Origin of the sequence: Pseudomonas sp. PvP028 (genome assembly GCF_017832255.1) — a bacterium.
Taxonomy (GTDB): Bacteria; Pseudomonadota; Gammaproteobacteria; order Pseudomonadales; family Pseudomonadaceae; genus Aquipseudomonas; species Aquipseudomonas syringae.
The window spans coordinates 1,085,896-1,099,929 of record NZ_JAFIBL010000001.1 but is presented as its reverse complement, the minus strand read 5'-3'; the positions used below and the strand labels follow the sequence as shown (position 1 = coordinate 1,099,929).

14 protein-coding genes are annotated in these 14,034 nt (G+C 60.0%); 9 read left to right on the top strand and 5 right to left on the bottom strand.

What is annotated here, in order from left to right:
- Positions 1-13: 13 nt before the first annotated feature.
- Positions 14-955, bottom strand: a complete 942-nt coding sequence (znuA, locus tag JOE34_RS04885) for a zinc ABC transporter substrate-binding protein ZnuA (protein WP_003425977.1) — start codon at positions 953-955, stop codon at positions 14-16.
- 67 nt (positions 956-1,022) lie between these two features.
- On the opposite strand from znuA, the gene JOE34_RS04880 reads away from it, so the two are divergent.
- Genes JOE34_RS04880 through JOE34_RS04865 form a run of 4 tightly spaced genes read left to right on the top strand, consistent with a single transcriptional unit; the run spans position 1,023 to position 3,826 of the window.
- Positions 1,023-1,505, top strand: a complete 483-nt coding sequence (locus JOE34_RS04880) for a Fur family transcriptional regulator (RefSeq protein ID WP_003425978.1) — start codon at positions 1,023-1,025, stop codon at positions 1,503-1,505.
- The gene (znuC, locus tag JOE34_RS04875; RefSeq protein ID WP_010413478.1) at positions 1,505-2,290 is read left to right on the top strand and encodes a zinc ABC transporter ATP-binding protein ZnuC; all 786 of its coding nucleotides are present in this window, start codon (positions 1,505-1,507) and stop codon (positions 2,288-2,290) included. The genes JOE34_RS04880 and znuC overlap by 1 nt, the downstream gene beginning before the upstream one ends.
- Positions 2,283-3,071, top strand: coding sequence for a zinc ABC transporter permease subunit ZnuB (gene znuB / locus JOE34_RS04870; RefSeq protein WP_003341611.1), 789 nt, complete (start codon positions 2,283-2,285; stop codon positions 3,069-3,071). The genes znuC and znuB overlap by 8 nt, the downstream gene beginning before the upstream one ends.
- Positions 3,072-3,109: 38 nt before the next feature.
- On the top strand, positions 3,110-3,826 hold the full coding sequence (locus tag JOE34_RS04865) for a PA5502 family lipoprotein (protein WP_046266921.1): 717 nt from the start codon (positions 3,110-3,112) through the stop codon (positions 3,824-3,826).
- Between the two features lie 175 nt (positions 3,827-4,001).
- Here JOE34_RS04865 and katE read toward each other — a convergent pair whose 3' ends face one another.
- Entirely contained in the window at positions 4,002-6,152 is a 2,151-nt protein-coding gene (gene katE / locus JOE34_RS04860) for a catalase HPII (protein ID WP_046266922.1), read from the bottom strand.
- A gap of 307 nt (positions 6,153-6,459) precedes the next feature.
- On the opposite strand from katE, the gene JOE34_RS04855 reads away from it, so the two are divergent.
- The 4 genes from JOE34_RS04855 (at position 6,460) to JOE34_RS04840 (ending at position 10,149) form a co-directional block, all read left to right on the top strand.
- Positions 6,460-7,467: a methionine ABC transporter ATP-binding protein gene (locus JOE34_RS04855; protein WP_010413485.1), complete on the top strand. Its 1,008-nt coding sequence runs from the start codon at positions 6,460-6,462 to the stop codon at positions 7,465-7,467.
- Complete coding sequence (locus tag JOE34_RS04850) at positions 7,467-8,141, top strand: methionine ABC transporter permease (RefSeq protein ID WP_003317371.1); 675 nt, start codon at positions 7,467-7,469, stop codon at positions 8,139-8,141. The genes JOE34_RS04855 and JOE34_RS04850 overlap by 1 nt, the downstream gene beginning before the upstream one ends.
- A 51-nt stretch (positions 8,142-8,192) precedes the next feature.
- Complete coding sequence (locus JOE34_RS04845; protein WP_003392501.1) at positions 8,193-8,966, top strand: MetQ/NlpA family ABC transporter substrate-binding protein; 774 nt, start codon at positions 8,193-8,195, stop codon at positions 8,964-8,966.
- Between the two features lie 283 nt (positions 8,967-9,249).
- On the top strand, positions 9,250-10,149 hold the full coding sequence (locus JOE34_RS04840) for a DMT family transporter (protein WP_003425986.1): 900 nt from the start codon (positions 9,250-9,252) through the stop codon (positions 10,147-10,149).
- A gap of 38 nt (positions 10,150-10,187) precedes the next feature.
- Here JOE34_RS04840 and JOE34_RS04835 read toward each other — a convergent pair whose 3' ends face one another.
- Together JOE34_RS04835 and JOE34_RS04830 are read right to left on the bottom strand one after the other, a co-directional pair.
- Positions 10,188-10,820, bottom strand: coding sequence for an SCO family protein (locus tag JOE34_RS04835; RefSeq protein ID WP_010413491.1), 633 nt, complete (start codon positions 10,818-10,820; stop codon positions 10,188-10,190).
- A 63-nt stretch (positions 10,821-10,883) separates the two neighbouring features.
- Positions 10,884-11,378, bottom strand: a complete 495-nt coding sequence (locus JOE34_RS04830) for a cytochrome c oxidase assembly protein (protein WP_046266923.1) — start codon at positions 11,376-11,378, stop codon at positions 10,884-10,886.
- A gap of 279 nt (positions 11,379-11,657) precedes the next feature.
- On the opposite strand from JOE34_RS04830, the gene JOE34_RS04825 reads away from it, so the two are divergent.
- Complete coding sequence (locus JOE34_RS04825) at positions 11,658-12,308, top strand: hypothetical protein (RefSeq protein ID WP_010413497.1); 651 nt, start codon at positions 11,658-11,660, stop codon at positions 12,306-12,308.
- Between the two features lie 120 nt (positions 12,309-12,428).
- Here the strand turns inward: JOE34_RS04825 and JOE34_RS04820 are convergent, their stop codons facing one another.
- Positions 12,429-13,961: a SulP family inorganic anion transporter gene (locus JOE34_RS04820; RefSeq protein ID WP_003392495.1), complete on the bottom strand. Its 1,533-nt coding sequence runs from the start codon at positions 13,959-13,961 to the stop codon at positions 12,429-12,431.
- Positions 13,962-14,034: the final 73 nt, after the last annotated feature.

Here is a 14,034-nt window from a genome sequence, read left to right as displayed (position 1 = left end):
TGGGCGGTGGCAGTCAGAGACTGCTCAGGCAACCTGCCAAATCATCAGCCAGCTTTTGCAGTACTTGCTCGTAACCCTGCGCGGTGGCCGGGATGTAGCCGCCCAGTCCATCCAGTTCGGCCAGTTTGACCGGCAGGCCAGTGCTCAGTGTTTCGGCCAGGCGCGGGCGCAGGGGTGGTTCGCTGAATACGCAGGTCTTGCCTGCGGCTTTCAGGCGCTCGCGCATGGCGGCGACGTGCTGTGCGCCGGGCTGGATCTCGGCGGCGATGGCGAATACCCCGGCATGCTTGAGCCCATAGGCCTCTTCGAAATAATCGAAGGCCTCGTGGAACACGAAGTAGGGCTTGCCTGCCACTGCGCTGACACGCTGCTTGATACGAGCGTCCAGCGTATCGAGACGTTTGCTGAAGGCCTCGGCATTGCTGGTGTAGCGTGTTGCATTGGCAGGGTCGGCAGCGCTCAGGTCAGCGGCCATTTTTGCGGCGATCACTCGCGCGTTGACGGTCGACAGCCACAGGTGCGAATCGAGACTGCCTGGCCGGTGGTCGTGGTCATGTTCATCTGCGTCGTTGTCGTGATCATGCTCGTGGTCATCATGCGAGGCGTTGTCTTCGCCAAAGTGGCGCAGGTGCATACCCGGCAGTGTCTGCACGGCAACCGTAGGCAGTTTGCGGCCTTTCAGGACGCGCGGCAGGAAGGTTTCCATGTCCGGGCCGATCCAGTAGAGCAACTCGACGTCCTGTACCCGCCGTACGTCGGATGGGCGCAGTGCGTAGTTATGCGGTGAGGCACCCGGTGGCAGAAGCACTTCCGGGTTACTGACGCCGTCCTGCACAGCCGCCGCAATCAGCTGCAGAGGCTTGATACTGGTCAGCACTCGGACCTCAGCCTGAGCAGGGGCGATGATCAGCAGGCTGACCCAGAAAACAGCAGCAAGATTTAAAAGACGGCGCACTCGAATCACTCATATCAGCCAGGAACGGGTAACATAATAACGTCTCTAGCCAATATCGTCGCTGCTCATGCCCAATACTCCCCTGGCCAGTCGCCCCCATGACCACTCTCACTGCGTGCATTCGGCCCTCGCCGAAGCCGATGCGCTGTGCGCCAAACAGGGTCTGCGCCTGACCACCTTGCGCCGTCGCGTGCTGGAACTGGTCTGGCAAAGCCACAAGCCGCTGGGTGCTTACGACATCCTTGCAGTGCTGAGTGATGAAGACGGTCGCCGTGCGGCCCCGCCAACCGTTTACCGTGCGCTGGATTTCCTCCTGGAAAACGGGCTGGTACACCGGATTGCCTCGCTCAACGCTTTCACGGGCTGCAACCACCCCACCCACGCGCATCAGGGCCAGTTCCTGATTTGCCGCTTGTGTCATGCGGCGATCGAACTGCAGCACCCGGCCATCAGCAATGCCGTGGTCGATGCCGCCGCAGGCGTCGGCTTCGCGGTGGAAGGCCAAACGGTCGAGATCGTCGGCGTGTGCGCTGGCTGCAAGGCCGCTTGATGTCGGATGCACTGATACGTCTGGACAAGGTCGCCGTTACGCTTTCCGGGCAAAACGTCCTGGATGACATCCAGTTGAGCGTCAAGCCTGGCGAGATCGTCACCCTGATCGGCCCCAACGGTGCTGGCAAGACCACGCTGGTGCGTGCGGTGCTGGGGTTGCTCAAACCCGACTCCGGTAGCGTCTGGCGCAAGCCGAAGTTACGTGTCGGCTACATGCCGCAAAAACTGCATGTGGACCAGACGCTGCCGCTGTCGGTGCTGCGTTTCCTGCGCCTGGTTCCCGGTGTGGATCGCACGGCCGCAGCGTCGGCGCTGGAAGAAGTTGGCGCCGGAAAGGTCATCGATAGCCCGATTCAAGGCATTTCCGGTGGCGAGATGCAGCGTGTTCTGCTGGCACGCGCGTTATTGCGCAAGCCTGAGTTGCTGGTCCTCGACGAGCCGGTGCAGGGTGTCGACGTGGCCGGACAGGCCGAGCTGTACAGCCTGATTACCCGGCTGCGCGACCGCCACCAGTGCGGCGTGCTGATGGTTTCCCACGATCTGCATCTGGTCATGAGCACCACCGATCAAGTGGTGTGCCTGAACCGCCACGTTTGTTGCTCCGGGCATCCCGAGCAGGTCAGCCATGACCCGGCCTTTGTCGAGCTGTTCGGCAAAAATGCGCAGAGCCTGGCGATTTATCACCACCATCACGACCACGCCCATGATCTGCATGGCGCGGTGGTGAATGACGCTGCGACCTCCCTCACTCATGTTCACGGAGACGGCTGCAAGCATGGCTGATTTTCTACTGTATGCCTTGCTCGCAGGCGTTGCTCTGGCCGTGGTCGCTGGCCCGCTGGGATCATTCGTGGTCTGGCGGCGCATGGCGTATTTTGGCGACACACTGTCCCACGCCGCGCTGCTCGGCGTCGCACTGGGCTTCCTGCTGGATATCAGTCCGACCATCGCGGTGACGGTCGGCTGCCTGCTGCTGGCGGTGTTGCTGGTCACGTTGCAGCAGCGCCAGCCGCTGGCGTCGGACACGCTGCTGGGGATTCTGGCACCAAGCACCTTGTCGCTGGGGCTGGTGGTGCTCAGTTTCATGCACGAAGTGCGCATCGACCTGATGGCCTACCTGTTTGGCGATCTGCTGGCCATCAGCCCGGCTGATCTGGGCTGGATTCTGGGCGGCAGCACGTTGGTGCTGGTGCTGATCGTCGCGCTGTGGCGCCCACTGCTGGCAATGACCGTGCATGAAGAACTGGCGCGTGTCGAAGGCCTGCCGGTTGCTACACTGCGCATGACGTTGATGCTGCTGATCGCGGTGGTGATCGCGGTAGCGATGAAAATCGTCGGTGTTCTGCTGATTACCTCGCTGTTGATCATCCCGGCGGCTGCGGCACAGCGTCACGCCCGTTCGCCGGAGCAAATGGCGCTGGGCGCGAGCCTGTTAGGCGTGATAGCCGTGTGTGCCGGGCTATCATTGTCCTGGTTCAAGGACACCCCTGCCGGACCGTCTATAGTGGTATCTGCTGCGGCGTTGTTCTTGCTCAGCTTTGTTCTACCCAGGCGAGCGGTGTAGACTTGCTCGTTTTTTGCGCAAACTAGAGAATCGCAGGAATGAAGCCGTTCGCCCCACGCTATCTGCTGCTTGTCGCATTTTCCATCCTGCTGGGTGCCTGCCAGAGTGCGCCCACTGTCGAGGCGCCTGGCTCCGAGGCTCAGCCTGACGCGTTCGCTCAGCTCGAGCAGAACATCGCCGGCAATGAGCTGGCAACCGCCGAGGACCAATTGGCGGCGTTGCAGGCGGCCAATCCTGCCGACATCCGTCTGGAGCCTTTTCAGCGTCGTCTGGCCGAAGCCTATCTGAGCCGCAGCCAGATCAGCCTGCAGAAGGGTGACATGAACGCGGCGGCCTCTGCGCTGAGCCGTGCACGCGCCCTGATGCCCAAGGCACCGGCGCTGACCAGTGGCGTCAACGGCGCCATTGCCCATGCACGCAAGGCCGAGCTGGAAAAAGCCGAAGCGGATTTGAAGGCGGCCGAAGCCAGAAGGGTTGCCAAGCTGATTGATCCGTCGGCAGAAAGCACGACGATTGAGCTCAAGGTCGGCGATATGCGTGCATTGCGTCGTCAACTGAACGATATCGCAGCCGATACCGTAGCGTTCAATTGTGAAGTGCTGATGGTGGTGCCGCGCACCGAAGACTATCCGTGGCTGGCTACGTTGCTGACCAAGCGGGTGGTCAAGACCAATCCGGATTTCGAACTGCAATTGCGTCGCCAGATCGAGCGCAATGAAAAAGCGCAGATCATCCTGACGCCAGCCAAGTCCTGAGTCGATCCTTCAAAGCGGACGCAGAGCGTCCAGAACTGCATTCCCACGCGGAGCGTGAGGAACGAGAAGTGTTCGGGAGTATAAGCGGGGGGAACGAGCGTAAAAGCGGACGCAGAGGGTCCGGAAAGGCGCTCCCACGCCGGAGCATGGGAGCGATACGCGTAGCAGCGTCAGATCAAGCCGGAACAGCCTTGGCTTTCACTTCACGATCCCACACACGGTGCTGAGCAATCGCGTGGAAGAATGCTTTGAACGACTTGCTATCGGATACCTCCAGCAGGCCCGCATCTTCTTCCAGGCGTAGCAGACTCAGCAGCTCTTTGGCTTCCCCGGCAAAGGAGATGGCCTTGAGGTGCTTGTAGGCTTCCAGGATGAAGTGCAATGCCACGCCGTCGCCTCTCAGCGCTTCGATCGAAGCCTTGCCACCCGGCACGAAGACTGCGTCGAACGCTACCGAAGGCAGGCCTTCAGCCGATGCGTCCACTGGCAGACTCTTGGCGTCAGCTGTCTTGACCGGTGCGGAGGTCGGGCCCAATACCTTGGCGTGTGCGCCTTCGGCAGTCAGTGCAGCTTTCATGGCTTCGACCGCTTTGCTGTCGACGCCATCAGCCACCAGAATGGCAACCTTGCGCGAAACGATATCGCCAGACAGCAGGTTGACCTGGCTCAGCGCAGGCGACTCTTTAACCGAAGTCTGACGCACAGGTACGGTACCGGCAGTCGGTGCTGGCAAGCCGAGGTTAGCGGCTACACGCTTGGCCAGCTCCAGATCGATGTTGGCCAGAATCTCGTTGACCTGACGGGCACGAATGTACTCGCGCTCGACCTTGCCCAACTCGAAGCTGTAGGCCGCGATGATGTGCTCTTTCTCGTGATGGCTCATGCTCTGGAAGAACAGGGTGGCCTGCGAGAAGTGGTCGCCGAACGATTCGCTGCGCTCACGCACCTTGTGCGCTTCAACACGCTCAGGGTAGGTCTCGAAGCCGCCATCTACCGGGCCGGCAGGGGTTTCTTTCGGCCAGCCGCCATCGATCGAGTTAGGCTCGTAGGAAGCGCGGCCCTTGTCGATAGTGGTGCGATGCTGTGCGTCACGCTGACCGTTGTGGTTCGGCGCAATCGGACGGTTGATCGGGATTTCGTGGAAGTTCGGCCCACCCAGACGGCTGATCTGCGTGTCGGTGTAGGAAAACAGACGACCTTGCAGCAGCGGATCGTTGGAGAAATCGATACCCGGCACGATGTGGCCCGGGCAGAAGGCAACCTGCTCGGTCTCGGCGAAATAGTTGTCCGGGTTACGGTTCAAGACCATCTTGCCCAGCGGGGTGACCGGGACCAGTTCTTCCGGGATGATCTTGGTCGGATCGAGCAGGTCGAAGTCGAACTTGTGCTCGTCTTCCTCGGCAACGATCTGTACACCCAGTTCCCATTCCGGGTAGTCGCCCATCTCGATGGACTCCCACAGGTCGCGGCGGTGGAAATCGGTGTCCTTGCCAGCGAGCTTCTGCGCCTCGTCCCAGACCAGCGAGCAGACGCCGAACTTGGGCTTCCAGTGGAACTTCACGAAGCTCGACTTACCTTCGGTGTTGATGAAGCGGAAGGTGTGGATACCAAAGCCCTGCATGGTGCGCAGGCTTTTCGGGATCGCACGGTCGGACATGGTCCACAGCACCATGTGCGCGGATTCCGGCACCAGCGAGACGAAGTCCCAGAAAGTGTCGTGAGCCGAGCCACCAGTCGGGATTTCGTTGTGCGGCTCGGGTTTCACCGCGTGCACGAAGTCAGGAAACTTGATCGCGTCCTGAATGAAGAACACCGGCATGTTGTTGCCCACCAGGTCGAAGTTGCCTTCGTCGGTGTAGAGCTTGACGGCAAAGCCACGCACGTCACGCACGGTATCGCCCGAGCCGCGTGGGCCCTGAACGGTGGAGAAACGCACGAACACCGGAGTCTTCTTGCCCGGATCACGCAGGAAGCCTGCTTTACTCAGGGCGCCGTGGTCTTCGTAAGTCTGGAAATAGCCATGCGCTGCAGTGCCGCGGGCGTGGACGATACGCTCCGGAATACGCTCATGGTCAAAGTGCGTGATCTTTTCACGCATGATGAAGTCTTCGAGCAGCGATGGGCCGCGGCTGCCGACTTTCAGGGTGTTCTGGTTATCGGAAATCTTGACGCCGTGGTTGGTGCGCAGGGCCTGCTGGGTCGCGTCCGAGCGAAACTGCTCGAGACTTTCCAGCTTCTCGTTGGTATTGCCACGGTCCAGGGTGTCGGTACCTGCCATTTCGCTCTTGGGCGTTTCGGTTACAGGTGGTGCGTTCTTGCTAGCCATCAGAGACTCCTTATCTCGCCCCAATCATTGAGTTGGGTTCGCTGATTACGACTTCCCTGGCGTAAGCGGGAAATCACGGTATCCATGAAGTGACCGGAGCAAAAAACAGCCGTTCCTTTTATTTTCGTCATACGCTCACCAACGGTCGTGTTATGCCCATTGCGCAGGACCGCCGGTAAATAAATGCTAAGCACAGCGGGCCGGACAGGCTAAAATGCGCGCCCGGCTTTATCCGGCCGAGGTAACGAAGCAGGTGGTGCTCTAGCCACTGCGCTGATTTTTTAACGCGCCCCACAAGGTTCGCTCCGTGATCGAGTTTCATAACGTCCACAAAACCTATCGGGTGGCAGGCAAGGAAATACCGGCCCTGCACCCCACCAGCCTGCGCGTCGACAGCGGCCAGGTGTTCGGCATCATCGGCCACTCCGGCGCGGGCAAAAGCACCCTGCTGCGCCTGATCAACCGCCTGGAAACCCCGAGTGGTGGACAGATCGTGGTCGATGGCGAAGACGTCACTGCGCTCGACGCCAATGGCCTGCGCCGCTTCCGCCAACAGGTCGGGATGATTTTTCAGCACTTCAATCTGCTAGCGTCCAAAACCGTGGCCGACAACGTCGCCATGCCGCTGACCCTGGCAGGCGATATGCCGCGCAAGCAGATCGACCAGCGCGTGGCCGAGTTGCTGGAGCGCGTCGGCTTGTCCGATCACGCCAAAAAGTACCCGGCACAACTGTCGGGTGGCCAGAAGCAGCGCGTCGGCATCGCCCGCGCACTGGCTACCAAACCAAAAATCCTGCTGTGCGATGAAGCCACCAGCGCGCTGGACCCGCAGACCACTGCGTCGGTCTTGCAGCTGCTGGCCGAGATCAATCGTGAGCTGAAGCTGACCATCGTGCTCATCACCCATGAAATGGACGTGATTCGTCGCGTCTGCGATCAGGTGGCCGTGATGGACGCCGGGGTGATTGTCGAGCACGGCAAGGTCGCTGATGTGTTTCTGCATCCACAACACCCGACGACCAAGCGCTTTGTGCAGGAAGACGAGCAGGTCGACGAGAACGAGCAGCGTGACGACTTCGCTCATGTTCAGGGCCGTATCGTGCGTCTGACGTTTCAGGGCGAGGCCACCTACGCGCCGTTGCTCGGCACGGTGGCGCGGGAAACCGGCGTCGATTACAGCATCCTCGCCGGTCGTATCGACCGCATCAAGGACACCCCTTACGGGCAGTTGACGCTGGCCATCACCGGCGGCGACATGGACGCCGCCTTCGCGCGCTTCACCGCCGCTGATGTTCATATGGAGGTGCTGCGCTGATGGACGCTTTCCTGAACCTGTTTTCCAATGTCGACTGGTACGAGATCTGGGTGGCCACTGGTGACACGCTGATCATGCTCGGTGTATCGCTCGGTTTCACGATCCTGCTCGGCCTGCCGCTGGGCGTGCTGATGTTTCTCACCTCGCCGCGTCAGTTGCTGGAGCACAAGCAGCTGTATGCCACGGTCGGGGTGATCGTCAACATGCTGCGCGCGCTGCCATTCATCATCCTGCTGATCGTGATGATGCCGTTGACCGAGATCATTACCGGCACGTCACTGGGCATCCTCGGCACATTGCCTCCGCTGATCGCCGGCGCCACGCCGTTCTTTGCGCGCCTGGTAGAGACAGCCTTGCGCGAAGTGGATCGCGGCATCATCGAAGCCACCCAGGCCATGGGCGCGACCACTCGGCAGATCATCGTCAAGGCGCTGCTGCCTGAGGCGCGGCCTGGCATTCTGGCGGCGATCACAGTGACCGCCATTGCGCTGGTGTCGTTCACGGCCATGGCCGGTGCAGTGGGCGCTGGCGGGCTGGGCGACCTGGCGATTCGTTATGGTTATCAACGCTTCCAGAACGATGTGATGTTCGTGACGGTCGTATTGTTGCTGGTGCTGGTGCAGATTCTGCAGACCATCGGCGACAGACTGGTCGCGCATTTCACACATCGTTGATCGAACCCGTTGGTATTGGCCCGTCTCGTACGGGCCCAAAGGAGTTGTTGTATGAAGAAACTATTGGCCATATTCGCTGCTGTCACCGCTTTGTCCGCGCAGGCCAACGAAACTCTGACCGTCGCGGCCTCTGCCGTGCCGCACGCCGAGATTCTCGAGTTCGTCAAACCGACCCTGGCCAAAGAAGGCGTGGATTTGAACATCAAGGTGTTCAATGACTACATTCAGCCTAACGTGCAGGTGTCGCAGAACCGTATGGACGCGAATTTCTTCCAGCACCAGCCGTATCTGGATGAGTTCAACAAGGGCAAAGGTACTGATCTGGTGGCCGTGGCCAAGGTGCACATCGAGCCTTTCGGCGCTTACTCGGACAAGCTCAAGACGCTGGCAGACCTGCCCAACGGTGCCAACGTCGCGCTGCCCAATGACGCCACCAACGAAGGCCGCGCCTTGCTGCTGCTGGCCAAGGCAGGTCTGATCACCCTGAAGGATCCGGGCAACATCCTGTCCAAGCCTTCGGATGTCGTGAATAACCCGAAAGACCTGAAGTTCCGTGAACTGGAAGCGGCCACGCTGCCCCGCGTGCTGACTCAGGTCGATCTGGCGCTGATCAACACCAACTACGCTTTGAGCGCCAAGCTCGATCCGACCAAGGACGCGCTGATCATCGAAGGTGCCGATTCGCCCTACGCGAACATTCTGGTGGCCCGCCCGGACAACAAGGACTCGGACGCGATGAAGAAGCTGGTAGCCGCCTTGCAGAGCCCGGAAGTGAAAACGTTCCTGGCCGAGAAGTACAAAGGCGCTGTGGTTCCGGCGTTCTGATTTAGCTGCCTGCAGAGGATCGAGCGCGACGCGATACCCTCGATCCCGAGCCAGCTTCAAGTTGGCTCGACGCTCAGGGCGCTGTGTGGCAACCATCATGGCCCGCGCGCACTTCTACAGAACCTGTTCTGGATCAGTCTGGTAATCTGTCCCGGTGATTCCAGCCCTCTGGCCTGTCGCTGGTGATCTTGCTGACTGGCTCGGGGCAACGCTCAAACTTTGGTCCTTCAGGTAGGGACCGGCCTTTTATTAAACGACGCGTCAGCGACAGGGACTGTCATCAATGCAATCTAATTTCAGCAAAGGCATCTTCTTTGCGCTCTCCGCCGCAGCCCTCAACGCAACGATTGGAGTGCTCAGTAAAATCCTCATGAGTCATGGTTTTACCCCCAGCAGTGTGGCGGTTATCAAGACCATCCTGGGCTGCCTGCTCCTCTCGGTCTTATTGCTTTTCTTAAGGCGTCCGGCGTCGAAAGCGAAATGGGTACACGCAGCAGTCTGTGCATTCCTCGGCATTTTCGTACTGTTCCACTTTGAAACGTCCGCCTACCGAAGTTACGCAGCGGCAGGCGTCGTCGTGGTGCTGATGGCCAGCGCCTCGATTTCCTCGATTATTCTGGGGCGTATCTTCCTCAAAGACGCCATTACCGCGAATGCAGTGGTGGGGGCTGCGCTCGCTATTGCCGGGATCGCAGTGATTTTTGGCGCCGATATTCAGCAGGGCTTCACCCTGCAGGGTGCCGCACTCGCCTCTATTGCCGGTTGTGGTTACGGGGCTTTTTCAGTCGCCATGAAGCATATGGGTGTGGCAGGAGGGCTGCATTTTACCCGGCAGCTGCTGTTTTTTGGCGGGCTGTACCTTCTGATGCCAGCAGCGGCAGATGGTTTTGTGATCGGCGAACTGTCAGCGCTTGTGATTGCCGCACTGTTAGCGCTGGCGGCGTTGCCGACCATATTGGGGTTCTTTTGCACAACCAAGGCCATCGAGTACCTCAAACCGTCCCAGGTACAGGCATTGGAGTTGACCGAACCGCTGTTCGCCGCGCTGTTGGCGTTCGTGGTGCTCAATGAAGTGCCGCGTGAGAGCTTGTACGTCGGGGCGATGCTCATCATCGCAGGGTTATGTTTCTCCAATGAGCTGATTCGTTTGGGAAGCAAGGCGCCTGTTCGGTTGAGCGAGTAAACCTTTATCAGGTTCGTTGGAGCGGCAGAACGCTCGGTTTAATCCCGCTCCAGCAACCCCGGCAATTGTTTCACCAGCTTCTGGTTGTTCAGCGGGGCACGGATAAAGCCTCGCTGGGTACCGTCCGGGCCGATCAGGGCCAGGTTACCGCTGTGATCGACGAAGTAGTTCGGTTTACTGGTGTCTGCAGGAATGAACGGAATGCTCACGGCATTGGCCAGTGTCTGAATATCAGCGACAGGTGCCGTCAGGCCGATGTACTGCGGGTCGAAGTAGCCCAGGTACTGCTTGAGCTGCTGCGGCGTGTCACGGTTCGGGTCGACGCTGACCAGTACTACCCGCATGTGCTTGACTGCCTCTTCGGGCAGCTCGGCCCTGATCTGCTTGATCTGCGCCAGCGTCGTGGGGCAAATGTCCGGGCAGAAGGTGTAGCCGAGGAACATCAGCGTCCATTGGTCTTTCAAGCCATCAAGCGCTACAGCCGCGCCGTTCTGGTCGGTCATGCTCAGGGCTGGCAATTGGCGGCTTTTGGGGAGCAGCACAATACCCGCGTCGTTGAGCGCCGCCTGGTCCTGTGAGCTGCGACCAGGCAGCACCTGACTGAGGATCACGCCCAGAAGCAGGGCGACGATGGCGGCAGCAATGAAAACGGCTTTCTGGGTACGGTTCATGGTGTCAGCGCGAGTCGTGATCGGCGTAAGGTCGAGGATGATGGCCTATATTGCGCACCGAGCCTAGCGCGTGGTGACATCGAACAGCGTATAAGCCAGCGTCAGACTTTTTACATCGTCGGGAAGGTCACGGTCGACGATGAAGCGCACCGGCATCTCGATGCGCTCGCCCGGTTGCAATGTCTGTTGGGTGAAGCAGAAGCATTCGGTCTTGTGAAACCACGCTGCCGCCTTTACAGGCGAAATACCCGGTACGGCCTGGGCTTGCATCGGCCTGTCAGTAGGGTTCTGCGCGATGAAGATCATCTCGTTGACCGCACCGGGGTGGACCTGCATCTGGCGGGACTGCGGGTAGAACGCCCAGGTCATCCCGGCCGCGTTGCCGGCAGTAAATTGCACCTCGACCTGACGAGAAACGTCCTCCCCCTGCACGCCGGCTCTGTCATGCCCGGTCAGCACGGCATAGAGCGACGGCAATGCCAATCCGCACATCAGCATGATTACCATTAAGTACGTCAAACGCAGAACGAGCCGTTTGCACAAAAGAGGCTGAGTCATGCGTGGCTCACTTTTTATGTCGGACAGCGTGTCGAAAGAGCTGCGGGCGACTTCAGAGTAGCCTGCTTATGCAAAACGCGAGTTGCAGCGCGTCCGCATAGCCGGGCACGGCAGCCGTATTTGGTCAGAAATTGAGCAAAGGCTGTTTTGATATAGCCAATCTATCTAAATGTGAGTCGCATATAGCAAAACCGTCTTAGGCGGTTAGTTAAGCAAGCTAACGTATGACTCTTCATCAACGAACCACGGGGTCTGACGCCTCAAGGAGTGCCAGCAGCCATGAACACCGCCGCATTGCGCGAGCAGATACAACTAGCCCATCAACATGAGGCCCGGACCGGCCACTTGCTGCAACAGCTGGAACAAAAGCTCCCACATCTTCATCCTGCTATTCACTTGCCGGAAGTCGACGCGAAAGACGTGCTGACGCGTTTCGTCACGGCCTATATCGATCTGGTCCCCGATCTGCTGGACGCCGCCCATGAGGTCGCGCTGCAAGCCGGGATCGAGGGGCAGATAAAGCCGGTGCTGAAAATCGCCGAGCATTTTTTCGCGGCCCCGCCTTCCATCATGGATGGGCATGAAGGCCTGGAAAGCCTGTTGGACGAAGCTTATCTGGCCCACCGGCTGGTCGAGGAAGTGAATGACCTGTACATCAAGCATTTCGGTCAGCCGCTGATACCGTCAAATACCACGGTTGCCAGCGTGATTGCCCACCAGTTGATCGGCGAGCAATTTGCCAACCTGCTGGACGAAGCGGTACACCATGCTGTCGATGAATTGCTTGATGAGGAGAGTTTCGCGCTGGACTCGGTCGAGGCCTATCGCGAGAAGCTGACCAACCCTGAAACGGGGGCGGCCTGGCAGCGCTGGCCAAGCCTGTCACGGCAATTGGGCGTCGGCCTGGAGCTGGAGCGCTCTGCGGTCTGATTCAGAGGCCCGAATCACTGTCTTCGCCGGCAATGGAAGGAGCCGGATATCGCTCCGCTGCTACGCGAAGACCCATCCGGCTCCCATGTTTCCAGGGCTGTGATAACAAGGTAGCGACTATCAGGCGGCGCCCGAGCCGATCCCCGTTGTCGTGTAGATCCGCCCTTCAAGACGACGCTTCAGGCCACGCGATTCGATCAGCAACCGGGTGCCATGAGCGGCATTGGAACGACCCCATTCTTCCAGCAGTTCCAGACATGAGTGGTCGATGTAGGACAGATTGCCCAACGGCACATGCACCGTGCTGCCCTGCGGGATAGTGCCCAGTGCCTGAGTCAGCGCCGGCACCTTGAGGAAGGTTGCGGCACCGACCAGACGCAGCTCGAATTCCTTCTCGCCCGCCAGCTCGACCACATTGATCTTCAGACGCGAAGCCTTGAACGCCAGCTTCACCAGAGTCAGGCCGAAACCGACCAGCACACCGGTCAGCAGGTCGGTGAAGATGATCGCAATGGCAGTCGCCGCATAGGTGAACATCGGCATCCGGCCATAGCGGCCCAGACCGCGAAACGCCTTCAGATCGACCAGCTTCAGGCCGGTGTAGACCAGCACGCCAGCCAGGCTCGCAACCGGAATGCTCTGCAGTACGCTCGACAGCAGCAACACGAATGCGAGCAGCCACAGGCCGTGGAAGATCGTCGAGAAGCGCGTGGTGGCACCGGCCTGGACGTTGGCCGAGCTGCGTACGATAACGCCTGTCATCGGCAACGCACCGAGCAGGCCGCAGAGCATGTTGCCCACGCCTTGAGCGCTGAGTTCCTTGTCGAAGTCCGAACGCTGGCCACTGTGCATGCGGTCAACCGCCGAGGCGGAAAGCAGCGTTTCGGCACTGGCGATGAACGCTACGACGATAGCCGCCACCAGAATGGCCGGGTCGGCCAGATTCATCAGGTCGGCCGGGCGAAGCCAGTCGATGGCGTCGGCCAGGTTGTCAGGCACTTCGACACGCTTGACCTGCAAGGCCATGAACAGGCTGATGCCGGTGGCGATGCCCACGCCCAGCAGTGCGCCGGGTACGAAGCGCAAAGACTGCGGACGGAGTTTTTCCCAGCCCCACATGATCAGCATGGTGCCCAGACCGAGCATACCGGCCTGCATGCCGGTGCCGGGTCCGAAGGCCTGGATCAGTGTGGAAGGGAAGGCGATCAGGTTGTCCAGCCCGGAGGGTTTGGGGCCGCTGTCAAACATCACGTGTGCCTGTGACAGTACGATCAGCACACCGATACCGGCGAGCATGCCATAGACCACTGCAGGTGCCGTGACCCGGAACCAGCAGCCAAGCTTGAATCGACCCGCCAGCAGCTGAAGCAGTCCGGCGAGTACCAGAATAGGACCCAGCATGGCCATGCCGTGCTCGCGCACCACTTCAAAAACCAGTACTGCCAGACCGGCTGCGGGTCCGCTGACCTGCAGCGGCGAACCGGCTATCCAGCCGACTATCAGCCCGCCCACGATGCCGGTGATCAGACCTTTGGCCGGAGGCATGCCGGATGCAATGGCGATGCCCATGCACAGCGGCAGGGCGACCAGGAACACGACCACGGAAGCGAGCAACTCCCGTGGTAAAGCGGTTTTCAATGCTGTAATACCCATGACGCTTCTCCGGGATTCTTCAGACGAGGCAAGACGGGCGACGCGCATCCTGCGCAGTCGCCATCAGCTGATT

Bases quoted from the DNA above. Each gene is read 5' to 3' on its own strand.
- JOE34_RS04880 (WP_003425978.1), top strand. From the start codon at position 1,023: ATGCCCAATACTCCCCTGGCCAGTCGCCCCCATGACCACTCTCACTGC.
- znuC (WP_010413478.1), top strand. From the start codon at position 1,505: ATGTCGGATGCACTGATACGTCTGGACAAGGTCGCCGTTACGCTTTCC.
- znuB (WP_003341611.1), top strand. From the start codon at position 2,283: ATGGCTGATTTTCTACTGTATGCCTTGCTCGCAGGCGTTGCTCTGGCC.
- JOE34_RS04865 (WP_046266921.1), top strand. From the start codon at position 3,110: ATGAAGCCGTTCGCCCCACGCTATCTGCTGCTTGTCGCATTTTCCATC.
- katE (WP_046266922.1), bottom strand. From the start codon at position 6,152: ATGGCTAGCAAGAACGCACCACCTGTAACCGAAACGCCCAAGAGCGAA.
- JOE34_RS04850 (WP_003317371.1), top strand. From the start codon at position 7,467: ATGGACGCTTTCCTGAACCTGTTTTCCAATGTCGACTGGTACGAGATC.
- JOE34_RS04845 (WP_003392501.1), top strand. From the start codon at position 8,193: ATGAAGAAACTATTGGCCATATTCGCTGCTGTCACCGCTTTGTCCGCG.
- JOE34_RS04840 (WP_003425986.1), top strand. From the start codon at position 9,250: ATGCAATCTAATTTCAGCAAAGGCATCTTCTTTGCGCTCTCCGCCGCA.
- JOE34_RS04835 (WP_010413491.1), bottom strand. From the start codon at position 10,820: ATGAACCGTACCCAGAAAGCCGTTTTCATTGCTGCCGCCATCGTCGCC.
- JOE34_RS04830 (WP_046266923.1), bottom strand. From the start codon at position 11,378: ATGACTCAGCCTCTTTTGTGCAAACGGCTCGTTCTGCGTTTGACGTAC.
- JOE34_RS04825 (WP_010413497.1), top strand. From the start codon at position 11,658: ATGAACACCGCCGCATTGCGCGAGCAGATACAACTAGCCCATCAACAT.
- JOE34_RS04820 (WP_003392495.1), bottom strand. From the start codon at position 13,961: ATGGGTATTACAGCATTGAAAACCGCTTTACCACGGGAGTTGCTCGCT.